This is a genomic window from Arthrobacter sp. ISL-95, assembly GCF_018613695.1.
In the GTDB taxonomy this organism is placed as follows: Bacteria; Actinomycetota; Actinomycetes; order Actinomycetales; family Micrococcaceae; genus Arthrobacter.
Map to the genome: position 1 here is coordinate 365,313 of NZ_JAGGPR010000003.1, position 21,254 is coordinate 386,566.

20 protein-coding genes and 1 pseudogene are annotated in these 21,254 nt (G+C 62.4%); 7 read left to right on the forward strand and 14 right to left on the reverse strand.

The annotated features are described in order from the left end of the window. Positions 1-72 precede the first annotated feature (72 nt). Both J7I86_RS03965 and J7I86_RS03970 read left to right on the forward strand, forming a co-directional pair. Entirely contained in the window at positions 73-1,791 is a 1,719-nt protein-coding gene (locus tag J7I86_RS03965) for an AMP-binding protein (protein ID WP_214815792.1), read from the forward strand. A 40-nt stretch (positions 1,792-1,831) separates the two neighbouring features. After that, a complete protein-coding gene (locus tag J7I86_RS03970; RefSeq protein ID WP_214815795.1) occupies positions 1,832-2,341 on the forward strand; it encodes a MarR family winged helix-turn-helix transcriptional regulator in 510 nt (169 codons plus the stop codon). Between the two features lie 19 nt (positions 2,342-2,360). Here the strand turns inward: J7I86_RS03970 and J7I86_RS03975 are convergent, their stop codons facing one another. After that, positions 2,361-3,716 carry an HNH endonuclease signature motif containing protein gene (locus J7I86_RS03975; protein WP_214815798.1) on the reverse strand — a complete coding sequence of 452 codons (1,356 nt, stop codon included), beginning with the start codon at positions 3,714-3,716 and terminating at the stop codon, positions 2,361-2,363. Between the two features lie 147 nt (positions 3,717-3,863). On the opposite strand from J7I86_RS03975, the gene J7I86_RS22610 reads away from it, so the two are divergent. Both J7I86_RS22610 and J7I86_RS22615 read left to right on the forward strand, forming a co-directional pair. Then, entirely contained in the window at positions 3,864-4,358 is a 495-nt protein-coding gene (locus tag J7I86_RS22610) for an MFS transporter (RefSeq protein ID WP_286179274.1), read from the forward strand. A 41-nt stretch (positions 4,359-4,399) separates the two neighbouring features. Next, positions 4,400-5,050, forward strand: a complete 651-nt coding sequence (locus J7I86_RS22615; protein WP_396019855.1) for an MFS transporter — start codon at positions 4,400-4,402, stop codon at positions 5,048-5,050. A gap of 48 nt (positions 5,051-5,098) precedes the next feature. Here J7I86_RS22615 and J7I86_RS03985 read toward each other — a convergent pair. Both J7I86_RS03985 and J7I86_RS03990 read right to left on the reverse strand, forming a co-directional pair. Continuing rightward, positions 5,099-5,991 (reverse strand): annotated as a pseudogene (locus J7I86_RS03985) (helix-turn-helix transcriptional regulator). A gap of 91 nt (positions 5,992-6,082) precedes the next feature. Beyond that, positions 6,083-6,958, reverse strand: a complete 876-nt coding sequence (locus J7I86_RS03990) for a universal stress protein (protein ID WP_214815801.1) — start codon at positions 6,956-6,958, stop codon at positions 6,083-6,085. 107 nt (positions 6,959-7,065) lie between these two features. Between J7I86_RS03990 and J7I86_RS03995 the strand changes: the two genes are divergently transcribed. Next, on the forward strand, positions 7,066-7,731 hold the full coding sequence (locus J7I86_RS03995) for a TenA family protein (RefSeq protein ID WP_214815804.1): 666 nt from the start codon (positions 7,066-7,068) through the stop codon (positions 7,729-7,731). Between the two features lie 81 nt (positions 7,732-7,812). Here J7I86_RS03995 and J7I86_RS04000 read toward each other — a convergent pair whose 3' ends face one another. The 3 genes from J7I86_RS04000 to J7I86_RS04010 form a co-directional block, all read right to left on the reverse strand. Next, a complete protein-coding gene (locus tag J7I86_RS04000; protein WP_214816886.1) occupies positions 7,813-8,322 on the reverse strand; it encodes a dihydrofolate reductase family protein in 510 nt (169 codons plus the stop codon). 171 nt (positions 8,323-8,493) lie between these two features. After that, a complete protein-coding gene (locus tag J7I86_RS04005) occupies positions 8,494-9,237 on the reverse strand; it encodes a hypothetical protein (RefSeq protein WP_214815807.1) in 744 nt (247 codons plus the stop codon). Positions 9,238-9,384: 147 nt separating this feature from the next. Continuing rightward, entirely contained in the window at positions 9,385-10,620 is a 1,236-nt protein-coding gene (locus J7I86_RS04010) for a VCBS repeat-containing protein (RefSeq protein ID WP_214815810.1), read from the reverse strand. Positions 10,621-10,939: 319 nt separating this feature from the next. Between J7I86_RS04010 and J7I86_RS04015 the strand changes: the two genes are divergently transcribed. Further along, on the forward strand, positions 10,940-11,515 hold the full coding sequence (locus tag J7I86_RS04015) for a GNAT family N-acetyltransferase (protein WP_214815813.1): 576 nt from the start codon (positions 10,940-10,942) through the stop codon (positions 11,513-11,515). A gap of 63 nt (positions 11,516-11,578) precedes the next feature. On the opposite strand, the gene J7I86_RS04020 is transcribed toward J7I86_RS04015, so the two are convergent. The 8 genes from J7I86_RS04020 to J7I86_RS04055 form a co-directional block, all read right to left on the reverse strand. Then, positions 11,579-11,797 (reverse strand): SDR family oxidoreductase, encoded by a 219-nt coding sequence (locus J7I86_RS04020; RefSeq protein ID WP_286179276.1) that lies wholly within the window; start codon positions 11,795-11,797, stop codon positions 11,579-11,581. Positions 11,798-11,865: 68 nt separating this feature from the next. Next, positions 11,866-12,645 carry an enoyl-CoA hydratase gene (locus tag J7I86_RS04025; RefSeq protein ID WP_214815816.1) on the reverse strand — a complete coding sequence of 260 codons (780 nt, stop codon included), beginning with the start codon at positions 12,643-12,645 and terminating at the stop codon, positions 11,866-11,868. Between the two features lie 62 nt (positions 12,646-12,707). After that, positions 12,708-13,649: a 3-hydroxyisobutyrate dehydrogenase gene (gene mmsB, locus J7I86_RS04030; protein ID WP_214815819.1), complete on the reverse strand. Its 942-nt coding sequence runs from the start codon at positions 13,647-13,649 to the stop codon at positions 12,708-12,710. 11 nt (positions 13,650-13,660) lie between these two features. Next, a complete protein-coding gene (locus tag J7I86_RS04035) occupies positions 13,661-14,728 on the reverse strand; it encodes an enoyl-CoA hydratase/isomerase family protein (protein ID WP_214815822.1) in 1,068 nt (355 codons plus the stop codon). Further along, positions 14,728-16,227, reverse strand: a complete 1,500-nt coding sequence (locus J7I86_RS04040) for a CoA-acylating methylmalonate-semialdehyde dehydrogenase (protein ID WP_214815825.1) — start codon at positions 16,225-16,227, stop codon at positions 14,728-14,730. The genes J7I86_RS04035 and J7I86_RS04040 overlap by 1 nt, the downstream gene beginning before the upstream one ends. A 122-nt stretch (positions 16,228-16,349) precedes the next feature. Continuing rightward, positions 16,350-16,922, reverse strand: a complete 573-nt coding sequence (locus J7I86_RS04045) for a hypothetical protein (protein WP_286179279.1) — start codon at positions 16,920-16,922, stop codon at positions 16,350-16,352. A gap of 43 nt (positions 16,923-16,965) precedes the next feature. Beyond that, positions 16,966-18,360 carry a deoxyribodipyrimidine photo-lyase gene (locus J7I86_RS04050; RefSeq protein ID WP_214815828.1) on the reverse strand — a complete coding sequence of 465 codons (1,395 nt, stop codon included), beginning with the start codon at positions 18,358-18,360 and terminating at the stop codon, positions 16,966-16,968. A 93-nt stretch (positions 18,361-18,453) separates the two neighbouring features. After that, positions 18,454-18,792 carry a hypothetical protein gene (locus J7I86_RS04055; protein ID WP_214815831.1) on the reverse strand — a complete coding sequence of 113 codons (339 nt, stop codon included), beginning with the start codon at positions 18,790-18,792 and terminating at the stop codon, positions 18,454-18,456. Positions 18,793-19,072: 280 nt separating this feature from the next. Here J7I86_RS04055 and J7I86_RS04060 point away from each other — a divergent pair, with 280 nt between their 5' ends. Then, positions 19,073-21,241, forward strand: a complete 2,169-nt coding sequence (locus tag J7I86_RS04060; RefSeq protein ID WP_214815834.1) for a glycogen debranching N-terminal domain-containing protein — start codon at positions 19,073-19,075, stop codon at positions 21,239-21,241. The last annotated feature ends 13 nt before the right edge of the window (positions 21,242-21,254 follow it).

Below are 21,254 nucleotides of genomic sequence, written 5' to 3' on the forward strand. Positions count from 1 at the left end.
CAAGGTGATGTGGATCACTAGGCGGGATGCTTCGGCAAGGATGCCAGGGAACCCGAACGCGAAAGGCGGACTATGACAGTCACAGAAGACTTCCGTGCGGCCCGCGACAGGCTGCTGGAACTGCGCGAAGACTACAAGTTGGCTCACGCCGAATTCCAATGGCCACGCTTTGAAGAATTCAACTTCGCACTCGACTGGTTCGACAAGCTCGCGGCAGACCAGACCAGGGGCAACAAGCCGGCACTAGTGATCGTGGAACAGGACGGCAGCTCCACCCGCCGCACGTACAAGGACCTCTCCCAACGCTCCTCCCAACTCGCCAACTGGCTGCGGGAGCAAGGAGTCAAGCGCGGCGACCACATGATCATCATGCTCGGCAACCAGGTTGAGCTGTGGGAACTCATGCTGGCCGGCATCAAGCTGGGCATCGTTATGATCCCCACCACCACCCTCATGGGCGCCCGCGATCTTCAGGACCGGGTGGAGCGCGGCGGGGCCACCTGGGTAGCCGTGGGAAGTGCGAACATAGGCAAGTTCGCCGACGTCGCGGGCGGCTACACACTGATTGAGGTCGGCTCTGGAAGATCCAACGCAGAGGCAAAACAATACGCAGACTCGTACGACGCCGGCACGGACTTCACGCCCGACGCCGCCACAAAAGCCGATGAGACCCTACTGCTGTACTTCACGTCCGGCACCACCTCGCGCGCCAAGCTTGTGGAGCACACCCATACGTCCTACCCCGTGGGCCACCTGTCCACCATGTACTGGATCGGCTTGGAGCCCGGCGACGTCCACCTGAACGTCGCCTCCCCGGGCTGGGCGAAGCACGCCTGGTCCAACGTCTTCACGCCGTGGATCGCCGAGGCCACCGTCTTTATCTACAACTACGAACGGTTTGACGCCGCCGCCCTCATGGATCAGATGGGCCGCGAAGGGGTCACGAGTTTCTGCGCCCCTCCCACCGTGTGGCGCATGCTCATCCAAGCGGACCTCACCCAGCTCACCACCCCGCCACTCAAGGTGGTTTCGGCTGGCGAGCCACTCAATGCCGAGGTCATCGGCCAAGTGGAAAAAGCCTGGGGCGTCACTATCCGCGACGGCTTCGGCCAGACCGAGTCAACAGTCCAGATTGCCAATACCCCTGCCCAGCCGGTGAAGATCGGCTCCATGGGGCGGCCGCTCCCCGGATACGACGTGGTCTTGGTGGACCCGATCACCGGTAAGGAAGCCGACGACGGCGAGCTCTGCTTGCGCTTGGAACCCCGGGCCGTGGGACTCATGAAGAGCTACTTCGGAGACGAAGCCAAGACGGCCGATGCTTTCCGCGATGGCTACTATCACACGGGCGACATGGCGAGCCGGGACTCCGCCGGGGTCATTACGTACGTTGGACGGGATGACGACGTCTTCAAGTCCTCCGACTACCGGTTGTCGCCTTTCGAACTCGAAAGCGTCCTGATCGAACACCCCGCAGTGGCGGAAGCCGCCGTCGTGCCTTCGCCTGATGCTGTAAAGCTATCGGTGCCCAAAGCGTTCGTCGTGTTGGCTGCGGGCTATGAAGCCGGGCCGGCGGTTGCCGAGGATATTTTGAAGTATTGTCGGGAGCACTTGGCGCCGTTCAAGCGCATCAGGCGGCTGGAATTCGGCGAACTGCCCAAAACGATTTCCGGCAAAATCAGGCGCGTGGAGCTGCGCGGGACCGAAGTAGCCAGGCACGGTGACGGTCCGCTGCCCTCCGGGTTGGGTGTCGAATACACGGAGGAAGAGTTCCCGAATCTGAAAGACTAGCCACCCGAACAGTAGGCCAACCAAGCAACGAAGGAGGGCCATGGGCACCCCACTCCCCCGAGACCCCATCGCCGACGCCCAGCGCAACTGGGAACGGCATGGCTGGGGCGATGTCGCCGCGCCCATGGCTGCCATTACCGCGATCATGCGCACGCAACAGATTCTGCTCGCGCGGATCGAAACGGTGCTCAAACCGTTCGGACTGACCTTCGCCCGCTACGAATTGCTGGCGTTGCTGAGTTTCGCCCGTAGCGGCGCGTTGCCCATGAACAAAGCCAGCGCGCTCCTGCAAGTCCATCCCACCTCGGTGACCAACGCCGTCGACCGTTTGGAAAAAGCCGCCCTGGTTGCCCGTTCTGCACACCCAACAGACGGACGCACCACCTTGATCGAGCTCACCGCAGATGGCCGCACCTTGGCCAAAAAGGCGACGGCAGCGCTCAACGCCGAGGTTTTCGGCAAGTCAGGTTTCGGGCCCGACGACGTCGATCACCTCATCCGCGTCTTGGGCACCTTCCGCAGGGATGCCGGGGACTTCACGGAGGAATAGAGGATTCATCCCCAAGAGCCTACGTTCGGGAAGGCCGATGTCCAGGCAGTGGTGGAGCTTTTGATTGGTAGCTGTGCCCAGTGGGGGTGCTGATTTCCAGCGTGTGGACGTCGGCATGTACAGCCCGGGTGGTCCAGCCCGGGTTTTCTTTGGTGTGGTTGCACGCTTCGCACAGTCCTGCGCCGTTCGAGAGACTGGTCTTGCCTCCCGAGTGCCACGGCACCACATGGTCAATGTGCCGGATAGGCGCATCACAGTACGGCGTCCGGCAGGTGTGATCACGGGTTTCGATGAAACGCCGGAGCCGGCCGGTAAAGAGCCGGGCTTTGGAATCGGCGGCCAGGAGTTCTCCCGTGCCCGGCGCGGTGTACAGCCGACGAAGCCAGACAGTGAGCTCTGTGTCCGACGTTGTTGCGTGATCTTGGCCGGCTTGCCCCAAGCCGAGAAGTTCCCTTCCCCATTCCGCCGGGACGATTCCGTAACCCTGAAGCCGTGCTGGTTCGCTGTCCCCTTGGAACAGGGTCCGGTCCGTCATGACCAGGTCCAGGTTAATTCCGGAGAACCCGCCCGGAGTTCCGGTGACACATTCGACCAAGGTGTCAGCCATAACCTGACCACGGCCCCTGATAACCCCGCCAGTCTCTGCTTCCCCGGTGGAACGGGCCGAATCAGCCGCCCGGCTCAACGCGGCATACACAGCCACACCCTGGGCGACCGGCAACAGCGCAGTCAGGTACGTCATGGTATCCGGCGCCGGACGCAGGCTCACCGTCCGCTCCGCGACGGCACGGCTGGCCCGCCCGGCCACCGACCGCGGATCACGACGGTACGCAGCAGCCTTCGCCGCCGCAACGATCGCCTTATCCCCGGCCCCGTCGAAGGTCCCGGTATCGGGGGCAAGTTCCTCATCCACAGCACACCGGTCCTCAACAGAAAGACACGCGGTCTCCTTCACCAACAACGTGGCCCGCCACTCATTCAAGAGCCCGGACTGTAACGCAGCCAAAGTCCGTGGCATCTCCATCACCAGGGCCTTCGCCAAACCCAACAACCTAGACCCGCGGTTCGGGGACTCCCGCCGCGCCAACGCCACCTGAGCACCCACCCCCTGACCACGCTCCGACGCAGGAACACCAGCCTCAGCCTGCTCGGCACGCTGAGCAAGATCAAAAGCCACAACCACCCGCGCCTGCAAAGCCGAGATAGCCGACTTCATCTCCTCCAGCACCCGCAACTGCTCAATCAAGTCACCACTCACCGTCCTCGCCGGAACAGTGTTGGCCGGATCCGCCCCGGGTTGGAAGGAATCCGCAAGCACGGGAGCGTGCCCAAGCGCCACTACTGCGCCTGCTCGACTCTCCCCAATTCGCTCCATGCCCTAACTCTGGCAGCAGGCACGGACAATATAACGTCAGTGAAAGCAGGGGAACCCAAATCGCGGGGCGCTCAGAGAGAGAGTCCTTTGGAGGACCTCCCTTAAGCGGGACTCCCTAACACTCCGTAAACCTGATGTTCTGAAGTCATGACCACTACCCTTTCAACCACCAAGACCCGACGTTTGCCGCTGGTGACCTACGTTCTGGCTGCGGGTGTGTTCCTCATGGGGACTACCGAGTTCATTGTGGCGGGCATTCTGCCTGAGATTGCGGGCGACCTCGAGGTGTCCGTGGCAAGCGCCGGTCTCATGATCACGGTCTTCGCGGTGGGCATGATCGTCGGCACCCCCAGCATGTCCATCCTGACGCTCAAGCTGCCACGTCGCCTGACGCTGAGCCTCGCGTTGGTGGTCTTTGCCGTGGGCCACGTGGTCGTTGCCCTTACTTCCGACTTCACGCTGATCCTGGTGGCTCGTTTCGTGACGGCCTTGGCGACGGGCGCTTTCTGGGCGGTAGCCGCCGTCGTGGGTGCGAAAGCCGCGGGCGCGGCGTCAGCGTCCCGTGCACTGGGTGTTGTGTTGGGCGGTGGCATGCTGGCCAACGTTGTTGGTGTGCCGGTTGGTGCCTCGCAGGCCAGGTAATTGGCTGGCGCGGCCCTTTCTGGGCTCTGGCTGTTCTCGCGCTGGGGGCGGCTGTTGCGGTGTACCGGCTGGTGCCGGTCGGGCCGGAATCCGGAGCCACTCCGTCTGTGCGCGCTGAACTTGCCAGCATGCGCGACGCGAGGGTCTGGCTTGTCCTGGCCGGCTGCGCGATCGTGTGCGGCTCGTCCCTGGCTGCCTATAGCTTCATCTCTCCACTACTTACTGAGAACACGGGACTGGCCGCTTCCGTCGTCCCGTTGGTTCTGGTGGCGTACGGCGTGGGCGCGTTCATCGGCTCAAATCTGGGAGGCCATTTCGGGGCGCACCGCCCCTATCCTGCACTGTTCATCTCCGCGGGTATGACCTTCCTGATGCTGGCCGCTCTTTCCCTCTTTTCCCGCTACGCCGTGGTGACAGTGGCGCTGATCTTCCTTCTGGGGCTCTTCGGCATGGCCACCAATCCGATCCTGATCGGCAAAGCCGTTGGTTATGCGGGGCACGCACCCACGCTGGCATCGGCACTGAGCACCTCGGCGTTCAACCTCGGCACAGCCGTGGGATCCTGGATCGCCGGTTACGCCTTGGAGTCCGCGCTTGGAGCCACGGGTCCGGTGCTGGTGGGGACAGGTATTGCCGCGCTCTACTTCGTGCCGCTCACCATCTTGATGCTTAAAGATCGACTTGATGCTTAAAGATCGAAAGGATGCCAGCCTCGCCGAGTAGCGGCAGCGCCGCCGTCGTCAGCTGTCCGTTCGTGTCTTTTCCGACGCCGCCTGGACGCCTTGTCCGTATTCGCTGGCTGCCCACGATGCGAGGAGCTGCAGGCGCTCGGCCGACGGCGACCCGGGTTCCGCTGCGTAGATGGTCAGGGTCAGTCCGGGTTCCGCGGCCATTTCCAAGCCCTCGAAGGCGAGTGTCATTTCGCCCACCACCGGGTGATTGAACGTCTTGAACCCCGTGCCGTGATGACGGACGTTATGCGCGCCCCAGCGAGTGCGGAATTCCTCGCTGCGGGTGCTGAGCTCACCAATGAGATCGTGCAGTTCCTTGTTATGGGGGTCGCGTCCGGCCTCCGTGCGAAGAATGGAAACCGTTACCTCCGCAAAGGCGTCCCAGTCCGGGTAGAACTCAAAGGCGCGTTGATCCAGGAACGTGAACCTGGCGATGTTGGGCGCCTGGCCCGGCATGTCATAGCAGTCCTTGTAGAAAGCCCTGGCCAAGGGGTTCACGGCCAGCAGATCCATCCGGCCGTTCCGTACAAACGCGGGTCCGGCCGTGACAGCATCCAACGCCCACTGCAGGCTCTGGTGGGGAACATAGGATTTCGAGCTCCGGCGCCGCGGCGGTCTGGCAACTGGACTTGCCGCGTGCGCAAGATCGAACAAGTGAGCGCGCTCAGCGTCATCCAGGTTCAGCGCACGGGCGATGCTCTCAAGGACTTGCGGGGAGGCGCCACTGATGGCGCCGCGTTCCAAGCGGGTGTAGTACTCAACGCTCACCCCGGCAAGGGTGGCCACTTCGCTGCGGCGCAGCCCCTTGACCCGCCGGTTGGATCCCGTAGGCAGCCCCACTCCGGGGCCACGTGGGCACGCCGGGAGATCAGAAATTCGCGTACTTCCGCCCGATTATCCATGCCCTCCACCATAGGTCCGGTTCATTGCCGGAGGGAGTCCCTGTGAGGGCCTCCAAAATGTCGGATCCGTACTCCCCGGGAAGCCAGGGCCCTACGTGACCTCGGAGGTGGCCTTGCGACGGGAGACCAATACGGGACTATGGGCATGGTGGAGCACGGCGTGGGCCGTGGAGCCAATGGTGCCCTTAATCAGACCGTGTCCTTTGGTCCCCACCACCGTGATGCGCGCCCCTTGTGAAGCCTCGACCGCCGCTCGTGAAAATGATGTGTCGAAGAGCAGCTCTCCGCCCACAGTGATCCCGGGGGCTTTATGGCGGGCCCGGCTCAGCACGGCATCAAGCATCGCTTCAGCGTCCGGATATGATTCCACGGGCTCACGCAGCCGCCGGTACCCCTCGGGTTCGTGCAGTACGTGAACGATTCTGAGCTCGGCACCTGTTGCTGCTGCGAAAAGGCAGGCGTCGTCTAGGGCAGCCGGTGATCCCGAGTCGTCAACTGCAAGCAACACGGGACCCTCCGGGTGGTCATCGGCACGGATCACTGCCACCGGGCACTCTGCGGTTGCTGCCATCTCCAAACTCACAGACCCCACCAGCAAGCCCATGAACCCGCCGAGGCCGCGGCTTCCAAGCACCAACATCTCGGCACCCGTCGAGACGTGGGCCAGATGATCGCGCGGCATTCCATGAAGCAAAGTGGTGCGGACCTCCAGCTCCGGGGCGGTCTCCTTAGCGAGCATCATCCCTTCTTCTAGGACTTTCTGAGCGGCCCGTTCCAGGCCGCTATCGGCAACGCCAGGAACGGGGCCCCTGTTGTGGGACAGCAGCACCCATAGGGAACAGTGCACAACGTGAAGGGAACACTTCCGCAGGATCGCGTGCTTGGCGGCCCATTGGACGGCGCGGTGTGATTCTTCGGATCCGTCATAGCCAACCACGATCGTCTTCGATGCGCCCTCGTTCGTCATGGCCCGAGCCTACGCTGGCACCAGAACCGGCACCATAGCGTAACGCCCGCCTCAACAGAGCGGCACGCTGCTAGGCTCCGAGTGCTGACATCTCAGGAGGAAACACCGTGAGCTTTGCCAATGAACTCAGGAACCAGCACGCCGAGGACTGGGACGCCGCCGTCAACCATCCGTTCGTGGACCAGTTGCTGGATGGGTCCCTTTCCGATGAAAACCTGCGCCGCTACCTCGTTCAGGACTACCAGTTCTGCGATGCCTTCACAGCGCTCCTGGGCCAAGCCGTCGCATCGGCACCTTCGCTGCCGTCGCGGCTGGTGTTCGCCCGGGTTCTGGGGGCCTTCGCTTCGGATGAGAACACGTACTTCCACGATTGCTTCAGTGAGCTGAGCGTTCCCGAGTCGGAGCGAACCGCGCCCACGCTGGGGTCTGCCACGCGGGATTTCGACAACCTAATGCGCAGCACCCTCGCCACGCGTTCCTACCCGGAGGTCCTGGCAGTGCTGCTGGTCGCGGAGTGGCTCTACGGAGATTGGGCTGCCCGCGCCGGCGACCCCACCCAATGGCCCGCCCACGCAAAGCATGCCGAATGGATCCGTCTCCACAACAACCCTGAATACAACGCATGGGTGACTTGGCTACGCGACGAATTCGACGCCGTCGAGCCTGCCGACGCCGCAGCACGCGAGCGCGTTGCTGGCACCTTCGCCGAAGCGGTGCGGCTGGAGCGGGCGTTTTTCGACGCGGCTCTTGTGCCGGCGGATGCGTCGGTTTAGGGCTGTTTCCGGAAGGTGTAGTTGAGCTCCACAAGGCCTTGGTCGTAGGTGTTCACGTCCACGAGCTTCAACAGGGCAGGATCATGTCCCGCCGGGAATACGCCCCCTGCCTGAGCCCTGGCCTACCGGCATCACGACAAGCCGGACGGCGTCCACTTCACCCGCAGCGAAGAACGTCTCTCCAAGCGACAAGCTCTCCCAGAGCACGATGTCCTTTGCGGACTCCTGCTTGATGCGGCGGATCGCCTCGATCGCGTCGCCGGACTCAATGGTCGACGGCGGGAAGTCGCCCCAAGGAGCTTCCTTCAACTGGCGTGAAAACACATGACGGCGGAGCGAGTTGAGAGCCGGTGCGATGATCTCGCCGTGAGATGCTGGCGTGGGCCAGAATTCAACGAAATACTGGTACGTGTTGGCGCCCAGAATAATGGCTTCAACGGTGCCGAGCCATTCAAGTTGAGCCCGGTCAAACTCGGCCGTACCCCCTTCCAGTAGTTCGTAGGCTTTGAACTCGTTGTTGGTGTCGGCGGCGAATCCGTCGGCGGTAACAAAATCCTGGACGATCAGCTGTCCCTGAGCGAACTCCTCGATCCGGTGATGGCCCGCAGGATCCTACGCCGCGAAGAATGAGTCGACAACCCCTCGAGGCCAGAGTGACCGAGTATCTGAGTCAATGTCTCATTGCCGGAGATAGACTCCCGTCCCGGATTCCGCCGTCCTAATGTCGGCCTAAGGAACGGACCGGGCGCCGCGGCGCGGGCGTCAAAGCGCGTTGATAGTGACGTTCTTGCGGATCTCAGGCAGGGTGACTTTGAGGGTTTCGAGACTCGGACACAATGCTTCGACCTTGAGCGTGACCGCCGGCTTGCTAAAGGTCCGTGCCGCCGTATAGCCGTAGCTGTCACCTGATGTGTACGTCAGCGACAGCATATCCACCTCAGGGTTGCCGGCCATGCCGTAGCCCAAAGTTGTGTCCTTAACTTTTGCGGCGAGGTCCGTCTGGCCGGGGATGAGGATGGCGAGGACCTTTAAGGTGGACGCCCTGTCGTCACCGGGCACCAGTTCGGAGGGTTGGTTGCGCACCTGAATCGTCCGTACCTTGCATTGCGTGTTCTCGGAAGTGAAGGTCATTATCCCGTCTGTCGCCATACGGCTGTAGTCGCCCTTCCACCCAGCCGTCGGGTCCGTCAGGGAGCTGCCGATATCAGGAGTGTGTCCACCGTTCTCATCTCCCAGGATCCTGTTGCCGTTGTCCCAGGACAGATTTTCCGTGGCCGGGTCGAGCCTTCCGCCGGCCTGGTCATTGCCAACGATCGCTTCCGCCGTGGGTGAGGCTGCACTACCGCTGAAGCTTGGGTTCTGCGACAGGGTAGAGCTTGCCTCAGCAGTGGCGGGAACGTCGGCGGGGGCCGGTGCCCCGGCCGCGCAGCCTCCCAGTGCCACGATGGCAAGAACAGACGTGAACAACGTAAAGGACAGCTTCCGGGATGGGCTCAGGGTCTTCATGACGATCCTTTGAGGTGCGGGGTACGTGCGGGAGCCGAACCGGCTGATTCCAATTCAATATATCTACCAACTTGATTAACCTACCAGTCGGCAAGTGGTGCCTGCCATGCGTACCCGCAACTATGGCGTCCGAATTCAAACCAAGAATCAGATGAGAGTGTTAAGGATGTCCCAGCCGTTACCGATGTGGTGTCCGCCGTAGAGTCCCCCCGGTTCCCGCGACCCGTAGTAGTGGCGCAGGTACCCTTCCTTGTCTATTGCGGTGATGTCATTCATGGGGAAGCCGGAGTCATATATGCTCGCTGGTCTAAAGTTCAGGCGGCCCGGATGGAACGTGCCGGCGCCGATGATTTCGGTCATGACCTCCCACCCGGGGCCCCCAACAGACGGTGCTTTCCATGCGCCATGCCCGTCGCTTGGGTATTGATGCAAAACGCCGCTGGGTTTGCGGGCGAAAACATCCATCGCACCGTCGCCGTCCGTGTCGGCGGAGGCAACGATCTTGTCGAAAACCTGCCAGCCCACACCAACCTTTTTAGGCGCCAGCCAACCCCCGTCACCATCGCCGGGATAGAGGAACAGGTCTCCCACGCTGTCCCGGGCCAGGACATCATTATTTCCGTCGCCGCTGAAATCTCCGCCAGCAATGATGGAATCGAAGATGTTCCAGCCTGCGCCGACTTGTACAGTGGGCAGCCAGTCTCCGGCACCGTTGCCTGGGTAGAGGAACAAATTTCCCGCGCTGTCCCGGGCTAGGACGTCGTTGTGTCCGTCCCGGTCGAAATCACCCGGGGAGAAAACAATATTGAAGATCGCCCAGCCCGTTCCGACTACCCTTGGCGTATCCCACGAAGAGGTGTAGTAGCGATCTCTCGCCCAAAAGCCCCCGTCCTGCCAGTGGGACTCGTAAGTCCGCGGGTACAGGATCAGCTCGCCGCTGTCAGTGCGGCCCAGAAGCTCATAATTACCGCGGCCTGTCCAGCCCATGGCTCGGTTGGACGCGGCGATGGGAGGTGTCGCTATGCTCTGAAAGACCTCCGATGCAGAACACTCGCCGTGAACATTGAAGGAGATACGGTTTCCCTGGTCCTCGGTGGTGAGCTTCAGAAACTCCCCCTGCCGTTCGGCAGGCAAGGGAACACCATTGCTAAGCCATTCCAAGACGAAGCCCTGAGGGGCTTCCTCCGTCGGAGGGCAGTCAATCAGATCTGTCCTGGTTTCCCCTATGGTCAATTCCGAGCCGACGTAGGCCATTCCCTGCAACGGAGGGATCCACTCTTCAGACGCGGCCTGCGCGGATGGAGCTACGCTTACCAGCGTTGAACCCGCCAATAACGCGGCAAGAGCCGCCGATTTCAACGCAAACGCGCGAAAATTTCCCATGATCCCCCCAAGTTCTGCCCCAACAGAAAATTCGTGCCGAGCCCAAAGCTGAGTGACTTTCGGCTAGCGGCTGGTTACAGTGTGCGGGCGAACCGTTGCCAGGGCAATGGGAAAAGGTCAACCATTGAGTGGAGAGCAATTTCCAGCGCGGCAGGGGTCGAACGCCAATAACGCGGTTCACCGGATTGGAACCAAGCAAGGCTGTGCGAGAAGCGGCACGTTTGGTACTGAAAACGGACTTAGCATGGCGGGTCACCACACTGGTATTCGCATATCGAGTTCCGTAGCAAACCAGGAACGGTTCTTGAATGATGGTTACATGCCGCTGACTACGCGCTTACTCACCCTTGAGACCTGGCCCGACTTTAGCGCCGTTGTGGAGGCCAACAACGGCGTGTGGGGTGGCTGCTGGTGCATGGCGTTCCATCCCGAAGGCGTAGGCCCGGGACACTCGGTCGAGGGAAACCGCGAAGCCAAGCGCCAACACGTCGAAAACCGCACCGTGCGCCAGGTCCTTGTCTACGACGACGACATCTGCGTCGGTTGGTGTCAGTTCGGCCGGCCCGTCGAACTGCCCAACATCAAGAACCTCCGCACGTACGAAAAGGGAGACGAGGGTCCGCCCGACTGGCGCATCGGTTGCGTATTTACGAATCCAAAGCACCGCGAGACGGGCGTTGCAGCCGCTGCGGTTGCTGCAGCACTCGAACACATCGCTTCCCTAGGCGGTGGGATCGTGGAGGCATACCCCGAACAGACTGAAGACCGACCGGAACAGCGGGGCGCCTACCTCCACACCGGGCCTGAAGCACTTTTCGAGAAATACAACTTCACTCGGGTGCGGAAGATCGCGAAATGGCGCTGGGTCGTGCGCGCCCACATAACAGCCACCTAAACAAGCAAAGAGCCCGGCCCGCTCATCGTCCCGTCGTCAACGGGGCCCGGGCGGTCTCCATTACTAAGTCGGCCACCCATCAGGACGAGTCCGGCACCGACTATTGCCGTCACTTTGCCCACCGTCCACCGGAAGGTCCGCACCGGTGACGAATGCAGCCATGGGACTAAGGAGGAACAGCACGACGGCGGCCACTTCCTCGGGCGTTCCGGTACGGCCAAGCGGGGTCTCGAGCTGACGGTAGGTGATGCGATCCGGGTGTTCGATGATCGCAGTCTCCATGTCAGCAGAGGCCCGCGGTCAGGTCCGTTGCGATCACTCTGGCCCCGGCTCCAGCCCCGCAAATCAAGCTACCGGTGCTTGAACTCCGGCTGGCGCTTCTCGCTGAACGCGGCCATGCCTTCCTTCTGGTCCTCGGTGGCGAAGAGCGAGTGGAACACCCTGCGCTCAAACAGCACACCCTGTGACAGACCCATCTCAAAGGCTGCGTTCACGGCCTCCTTGGCCACCATCGCGGCCGGCTTGGACTTGGATGCGATGACTTCGGCCGCCTTGAGGGCTTCTTCGATCACCTCTGCAGCGGGTACGACGCGGGACACCAGGCCGGAGCGTTCGGCCTCTTCAGCATCCATGAAACGCCCCGTGAGGACCATGTCCATGGCTTTCGCCTTGCCCACAGCCCTGGTGAGCCGCTGGGAGCCGCCCATTCCGGGGATTACACCCAGGTTGATCTCGGGCTGGCCGAACTTGGCGTTGTCGCCCGCAATGATGAAGTCGGCCATCATGGCCAGCTCACAGCCACCGCCCAGGGCGAAGCCGGACACTGCAGCAACAACAGGGATGCGCAGACGGGTGAGGTCCTCCCAACGCCGGAACCAGTCCGCCGCGTACATTTCCATGTAGCTGTTGGAGGACATTTCCTTGATGTCAGCGCCGGCAGCAAACGCCTTGGCCGAACCCGTGATCACCACGGCCCCAAGGTCCGGATCAGTGTCCATCGCAGTAACAGCGTCCACGAGTTCGTTCATGAGCGCGGTGTTCAGCGCGTTCAGCGCATCCGGCCGGTTCAGTGTCACCAAGCCAACCCGTCCCCGACGCTCAACCACAATGTTCTGATACTGCTCCGTCATGCTCTCCCTCTCGCCAAAGTCCAACAAACCCGCCAAACTCATCAACTACCGACTCAAACCTCTCACACAGACTTATCGCGGATCTCCGTGATGATCCCCGAGAAGTCCCTTCCAGCCCCATCCCCGGCGGCAAAGGAGTCGTAGATACGCGACGCCAGGGGGCCCATTTCCGCAGCAACCCCCGTGCTTTCCAAGGCGTTCAGTGCCAGACGCAGATCCTTGGCCATCAACGCACCGGCAAAGCCCGGCTGGTAGTCACGGTTGGCGGGGCTGGTGGGCACCGGGCCCGGAACTGGACAGTTGGTGGTCAGCGCCCAGCATTGGCCGGACGCGTTGGAGGCGACGTCGAACAACGCCTGGTGCGTAAGCCCAAGCTTCTCGCCGAGCACAAATGCTTCGGCAACGGCGATCATGGACACACCCAGAATCATGTTGTTGCAGACCTTGGCGGCCTGCCCGGCCCCGTGATCACCGCAGTGGACAATCCTTTTGCCCATGAGCTCCAAAATGGGCTGCACGGTCTCGAAATCCTCCGGCAAAGCACCCACCATAAAGGTCAAGGTTCCGGCTTCAGCCCCCACCACTCCCCCGGAAACAGGGGCATCCACGGATCGATGACCGGCTTCCACGGCCAGAGCTGCAGCCTCGCGGGCTTCGTCAACGTTGATGGTGGAACAGTCCAGGAACAGCGTGTTCGGCTTGGCGATGGAAAGTAGCCCCGGCCCATCCACCCCGCGGTAGGCATCCAGAACATGCCTGCCACTGGGCAGCATGGTCAACACCACGGCCGCCTCCGCAGCAGCGTCATGCGCCGTGGAAGCCATGGGAATCCCATGAGCCAAAGCGGCCTCAACTGCCGCCGGAACGGGGTCGTAACCGATCACGTCGTGCCCGGCTTTGATCAGGTTGGCGGCCATGGGACCGCCCATATGGCCCAGACCAAGGAAAGCGATGAGTCCCGTTGCCGGGGCTTGGATATCTGACGTGGCTGCGTTCTCTGTCATGATCGTCTCCTTCAATTCGCTTGGACTGGACTGGCCGAAAGCCCCAGCTCCCGTTCGCCGAGCGGCGCAAAGTAGCCCTCGACGTCGGCCTCCCGGACTTCGGCGAGGGTCGGCGGCTTCCATTGCGGGTTGCGGTCCTTGTCCACCACCTGCGCGCGGATGCCCTCCCGGAAATCAGGCCCGGCCAGGCACCGCAGCCCCACGCGGTATTCCTGGTCAAGCGCCTCCTCCAAAGAGAGTCCCCTGACCCGTCGCAGCGATTCCAAAGCGACCTTTACCGACGTCGGCGATTTCGCCTCGATCGTGTCCGCTGCAGCGGCTGCGTCGTCGCCCAAAGATCGCAGGCTCCGGACGATCTCTTCCGCGTCGTCATGCACATAAGCGGCGTCGATCCACTCGCGCTGCTCCGCCAAGGCCGAGTCCGGCGCGGCTTGGGCAAAGCGCTCGACGGCGGCCTCCGCCGTCGAGCCTTCCAACGCTTCCGCCAGCGCGGGCAGGTTTTTGGACGGCACGAAGTGGTCCGCGAGCCCCAGGAAGAGCGCGTCCGCACCGGACAAATGTGCTCCGGTCAACGCAGCGTGCGTTCCTGCCTCCCCCGGTGAGCGTGAAAGCAGTAGCGTGCCGCCGACGTCGGGCACGAATCCGATGGTGGTTTCCGGCATGCCGGTGCGCGTCCGCTCGGTAACTATGCGAACGGAACCGTGCGCCGAGATGCCCACGCCGCCGCCCAGGACGAGCCCGTCCATGAAAGCGACGTACGGCTTGGGATAGTGCGAGATCAGCGCGTTGAGCCGGTATTCGTCAGCCCAGAACTCCGCCGTCTCGGTTCCACCGTGCAACATGTCTTTGTAAATCGCCACGATGTCGCCCCCGGCGCACAGCCCACGGTCGCCCGCGCCGCGCAGCAAAACGGTGGCAACGGCGTCGTCGTCAGCCCAGGCGGCCAGCTGCTGGAGCATGGCTTTTACCATTCCCAGGTTCAGCGCGTTTACTGCCTTGGGCCGGTTGAGGGTCACGATGCCGAGGTGGCCGCGACGCTCAAACAGAACGTCTTCTGCCTCTACCTTTTCAGACCCCATCAGCTGCCTGCCGGCATGATGAAGCTGGCGCCCTGGCGAATGCCGGAGGGCCACCGCGACGTCACCGTCTTGGTCTTGGTGTAGAAGCGGAACGCGTCGGCGCCGTGCTGGTTGAGGTCGCCGAAACCGGACGCCTTCCAGCCGCCGAACGTGTAGTACGCGATCGGCACGGGGATGGGCACGTTGATGCCCACCATGCCTACCTCAACGCGGCTGGCAAAGTCGCGGGCGGAGTCGCCGTCGCGGGTGAAAATCGCGACGCCGTTGCCGAACTCATGCTCGCTGCAGAGCCTGAGCGCTTCGTCATAGTCAGCCGCGCGCAGCACGCTGAGGACGGGACCGAAGATTTCTTCCTTGTAGATCTTCATGTCCTTGGTGACGTTGTCGAAGAGCGTGGGGCCCACCCAGAAGCCGCCGTCGTAGCCGTCCACGGTGAGGCCGCGACCATCAGTGACCAGCGTTGCGCCTTCATCAACGCCGGATTGGATGTAGCCCTCGATCCTCTCCTTGGCGGAAGCAGCCACCACGGGGCCGAAGTCTGAATCCTTGTCCAGGCTGTGGCCCACTTTCAGGTCCTTGACGCGTTCGGTCAGCTTGGCCACCAGAGCGTCCGCGGTTTCCTGCCCAACGGGCACGGCTACGGAGATCGCCATGCATCGTTCGCCGGCGGATCCGTACCCGGCACCAATCAGGGCGTCGGCAGCCATGTCAAGATCGGCGTCGGGCATGATCACCATGTGGTTCTTCGCCCCGCCGAAGCACTGAGCGCGCTTGCCGTGCGCAGCTGCCGTTGCGTAGATGTACTGGGCGATCGGCGTGGAGCCCACAAAGCCGATGGCCTTCACCCGAGGATCTTCGAGCAGAGCATCCACGGCTTCCTTGTCACCGTTGATCACGTTGAAGACGCCATTGGGCACGCCGGCTTCGCTGTACAACTCGGCCAGGCGCAGTGGAACGGAAGGGTCCCGCTCGGAGGGTTTGAGAATGAAGGCGTTTCCGGCTGCGAGCGCAGGACCGGACTTCCAGAGCGGGATCATGGCCGGGAAGTTGAAGGGCGTGATGCCTGCGACCACACCGAGTGACTGGCGGAGCGAATGGACATCAATCCCTTGGCCGGCGTTGTCCGAGAATTCGCCCTTGAGCAGGTGCGGTGCGCCGGCTGAGAATTCCACTACCTCGATACCGCGCTGGATATCGCCCTTGGCGTCCGCGAAGGTCTTACCGTGTTCGGAGGACAGGAGCTTGGCGAGCTCGTCCATGTTTTCGTTGACCAGGTCCACGAACTTCAGGAGGATGCGCCCCCGGCGTTGGGGGTTCATTGCCGCCCATTCGAGCTGACCCTTTTCGGCATTTGCGACGGCGTTGCGAACCTCGTCCGCGCTGGCCAGCGGAAGCCGCGCCTGGACCTCGCCCGTGCAGGGATCATAGACATCACTGAACCGACCGGATGTGCCGTCGATCCTCTGGCCGTCGACGTAGTGGGAAAGCTCGCGCACCATGGTGAAATGCTCCTTTGCATCGGTGAATGACTGCCGTGCCGCCGGGTGCTGGGACCGTCGCGGAACACGTGACCAACTGTGATCCAGGTCATCTCTGAGTCCGAATATACTCGGACTTCCTACTAATTTCCAGAGGGGTATTTCTCCGTCCCTTGCCCTCCGCTCAGCACATCCGTGCGGGCAGGCCAGTGGCCGGTGACCTGATGAAAATCGATGGCCCGCAAGAGCGGCGTCATGCCATAGGCCCTGATATTAAGGCTGAGCTTGACGCCCTCGGCCGACTTGACCGTTAGGTACGGCTGCCCCTTCATTGTCTGGAAGCTGTAGTGGGCAATGTCGCTGTAGGAAAGAAGGTGCTCTTTGCCGAACACGCTGCGGAAGGCCACCTCGAAGTCGCGGGGTGCCACATAGAAGTTGCGGTACATCAGCACGAAAACCAGTCCGCCCAGAACAAGGGCAACAGCCGTGATCCGGGCCCCCAAAGGAGTAGGAGCATAGGAGAACGAGACCAGGCTCATGAGGAAGCCGAAACTCAGGAATACCCAGCCCACAATCGGCACAACCTTGGGCATGCGAACCTGCTCCGGGTACTGCTTGGACCTGTTGGGGTGCTTCCGCGCCCACCAGGCAATCGCTGCGATAAACATGGCCACGAACGCCATGATGAGGACCTTGAGGATGGACTCTGCTGACATGAACCCAGCCTATAGCCGACCCCTGCCGAGTCTGCGGAACCCCTCAGTGGACCTCCCTCATCTCCTTGTACGCTTCCAGCGCTTCCGCCCTGGTGGTCTTGAGATCCACAATTCCCTCGGGGTATTCCGGTGTCCCGAACTCCGGAATCCAGTGGGCGATGTACTTCCCCTGAGGATCGAACTTCACGCGCTGAGCCTCCGGATTGAAGATCCTGAAGAACGGTGAAGCATCCGCCCCGGAGCCGGCTACCCATTGCCAGTTGGCGGGGTTCGACGCAGGATCGGCATCCACCAGGGTGTCCCAGAACCACTGTTCCCCGAGCTGCCAATGAATGCCCAGGTTCTTCACCAGGAAACTGGCCGCAACCATGCGGACGCGGTTGTGCATCCAGCCCGTGTGCCACAGCTGCCGCTGCCCCGCGTCCACCATGGGGAACCCGGTGCGGCCCTGCTGCCAAGCCCGGAACTCCTCGGGTGCTGACTCGTGGCCGGGATGCTTGTTATTGCCACTGTTATCGCTACCCGGCCACGCCCACGGAAAGCGATCAAATTCAGTTCGAAGGTTTGCCGTTGCGAGCGTGGGATTGTGGAAGTACTGGTGCCAGCAGAACTCACGCCAGCCTAATTCGGAAGCGTAAATCGAGGCGCTTTCGGACCGCTTGGAACCTAGGGCATGCCACACCTCAAACGGGCTGAGCTCACCCCAGCGAAGGTAAGGCGAGAGGCAGCTGCTTCCATCCGTATCCGGACGGTTGCGGCCCTCGCTGTAGTTGGACAGGCCGTTTGCCACGAATTCGGCGAGCCGCCTGTGCCCGGCGGCGGCGCCCGGCGCCCACATTTCGGCCAGTCCCCCGGACCAGTCCGGCTTTGCGGGCAGCAGATGCCACGATTCCAACTGGTCGTACACGGGTAGCTTTCCGGTGAATCCGTGGCCCGCTTCCGGGACGGCCAGCGGCTCGCGGAAGTCCTGCGCAGAAACGGTCCGCCAGAAAGGGGTGAAGACCTTGTACTGCCCACCCGTCTTGGTGGTCACTTCCCACGGCTCATGGAGGAGGGAGGCCTGAAAGCTCGCGACATGCAGGCCTGTCTCACCCGCCCAAGCCTTAATGCCGGCGTCGACCGTTCGCTCAGCGGAACCGTACCGCCGGTTCCAGAACAGCCCGCCGGCGCCAATCTCCGTCGTGGTTTTATGAACGACGTCCGCTGCCGGCCCACGGCGGAGGAGCAGAGGAACACCAAGCTTGTCCAACTCCTCGCGGAGCTTGGTCAGCGAGTGGTGGAGCCACCAGCGCGCAGCGCCGCCGTGGGGGCGGATACCGGGCGATTCTTCGTCAAGGACGTAGAGGGCAACGGCCGCGCCGTCGTCGACGGCGGCACGCAAGGCCGGGTTATCGGCGACCCGCAGATCGTCGCGAAACCAAACGATGGACGGTTTCATGAGTACCTTTCAGCGAAAGCCCCTTGGAAACAGGAACAGCCCATGCCCCCTAAGAATCCTAGGGGCATGGGCTGGAAGCTCGCCGGTATGAAATCAGGCGATGGAAGCCAACGCTTGTTGGCGGATCTCAGAAGCCGGGATATCAGCTTCTGTTTCGCTCCACAGGGGAACGCTATTCACCACGTAGTCTCTGGCGGCCGGACCCACCATGGTCATGCCGGGGTAGATCCTCCGGCCATTTTCTTTGATTGGCTTGTGGCCCTCGAGTTCCAGAGCGGTCTTGAAGGCGGAGTCGGGAATGGGGATTTTGCGTCCTAGGACACACCAGCTGATGTACAGGCCGTAGAAAGTGTCAAAGTCCAAGCCGTTCTCAGTGTCGTCCTCAAACACCACGCAGTCGCGAATAAAGCTGCCAATTTGGGTGTCGGTCATTACGGGGCCTCCGGCGTCGGAAGAAATATCGGGCCGCCGGGCTGCATCAGCGAATGTCCTGTTCCCTCACTATAGACCCGTTCCGGTTGCGCGGACGAGGAAATGAGGTTAACTCTGGGTTGCATGCTGGAATTATCCGCCGTGGATGCGCCGGGATTCCCGGCTGACTCTGGTGCCCGCACGCTCCCCGGCGTACCGTCAGTTACATCCATGCAGGAGGCCGCCACGGACGGGCCACCAGGCTCAAGCGATCCGCAGGCTCAGTGGTAAGGAGCATGAAGTGGCTGGATGGAATGCCGACACAGCAGCGGGGCCGCTGGGCTCTGGAACTGTCACGTTGGTGGAGGGCTCGTCCTTCTGCATTTCTTCTGCCAACGGGGACATCCACCCCGGGCTTCCCCACGGCGTCTTCCATCTGGACACCCGCATACTGTCCCGATGGGAACTGACCGTCAACGGCCAGATGCTCGAACCGTTGGCAGCTGAAACCCGGGAACCTTACCGTGCCATGTTTGCGGGCCGGGTACCTCGTCCGGATGGGTACGCGGACAGCCCCTTGCTGGTGGAACGGCTGCGGGAGGTCGGGGCGGGAATCCTTGAAGAGATCACGGTCCGCAACTATTCCAAACGGCCCGCGGAGTGCCGGATCCTGCTGACTGCAGAGTCGGATTTCGCGGACCTCTTTGAAGTGAAGGAAGCCCGCGTCACCCGGGAGTGGACGGAAACCCGAGTCCCGGACGGCGATTCCCTGGAGATCCGCGGAAAGTGGGAGGGCATCCGCAAGGGCGTGGTCATCCGGGCCGAGGGCGCCGGCGCCGGGGCCAGGGCGTTGGGTTTCACGGCCAAGATTCCACCTTCGGGCAGCTGGAGCACCCGGGTGAGCGTCGTGCCCACCGATGGTGCAGTTCCTTCCCTTGGCGGTGCCAGGCCTTTCGCCCACCCGCCCCGCGGCGAGATGTCTCCCAGCGATCGTCGCCGGGAGGAATGGGTGGCCAAAATTCCCCGCCTGCAGGTGGGGAATCGCTCCATCGAACGCACCCTGAGACGCAGCTATGAGGATCTGGGCGCTTTGAGGATCCAGGACCCGGACCATCCCAGCAGGGTGGTTGTGGCCGCCGGAGCGCCCTGGTTCATGACCCTGTTTGGGCGCGATTCCTTATGGGCGTCGGAGATGGCGTTGGCCGTTGACCCATCCTTGGCCTTGGGAACCCTCCGTACGCTGGCTGACCGTCAGGGAACGGTGGTGGACACCACCAGCGAGGAAGAACCGGGCAAGATTCTGCATGAAGTCCGGCTGGATGTCTCCAGCGGTCTGGCTCTGGGCGGCAAATCCGCGTACTACGGCAGCGTCGACGCCACTCCCCTCTTCGTCACGGTCCTGGGTTCAGTCAGCCGCTGGGGATTCGCCAAGGATGTGATTTCGGAGCTGCTCCCCAACGCTGATCGCGCGCTCGAATGGATCAGGGACTACGGAGACCGGGATGGCGATGGCTTCGTGGAGTACGGGCGCCCCAACGAGCACGGGCTCATCAACCAGGGCTGGAAAGACTCCTGGGACGGGATCAACTTTGCCGATGGCACCATCGCCGAGCCGCCGTTGGCGCTTTGCGAAGTCCAGGCATACGTTCACGGCGCCTACATGGCGCGCGCATGGATGGCGTACGACGACGGCGACCTCACCTTGGCAGCTGAACTCCGGGAACGCGCGGATCGCCTGAAGAAGAAGTTCAACGAGGAGTTTTGGCTCCCGGACAAGGGCTACTACGCGGTGGCCCTTGATAAGGACAAGCGGCCCGTGGATGCCTGTGCTTCAAACATGGGGCATTGCTTGTGGTTTGGCCTGGTTGATGAAGACAAGGCTCCCCTGGTGGTGGAGCGGCTGATGTCTCCGGAAATGTTCAGCGGCTGGGGCGTCCGGACACTGGCCAGCGACATGGGCGCCTACAACCCTGCCAGTTATCACAATGGATCGGTCTGGCCACATGACAACGCGCTGATAGCGGCCGGGCTGCTCCGTTACGGCTTCGTGGAGGAGGCGCAGCGTATCGCCACGGCCCTTTTTGAAGCTGCCGAGTTTTCGGGCGGCAGGCTCCCCGAACTCTTCTGCGGTTTTGACCGCGAACAGTTCAGGGAGCCCGTGCCGTACCCCACGGCCTGCTCCCCACAAGCATGGGCTGCAACTACTCCCATCCAGCTGATCACCGGACTCATGCGCTACGACGCCCACATTTCTTTGGGCGGTGTCTGGCTCGATCCAGTATTGCCGGAGTCTTACGGTGACCTGCACATCAGCAACGCCCCCATGGGAAGCGGACGCATCACTATCGACGTCATCGGTTCTACATCCCAGGTCCAGGGACTTCCGGACGGCCTGACACTCCACCGTGCGCAACGGCCGTGGATCACCGAGCTCGTGGAAAAGGCCGAGCTGAGGCGCGCCGATCCTTAGCAAGCCAATCCCC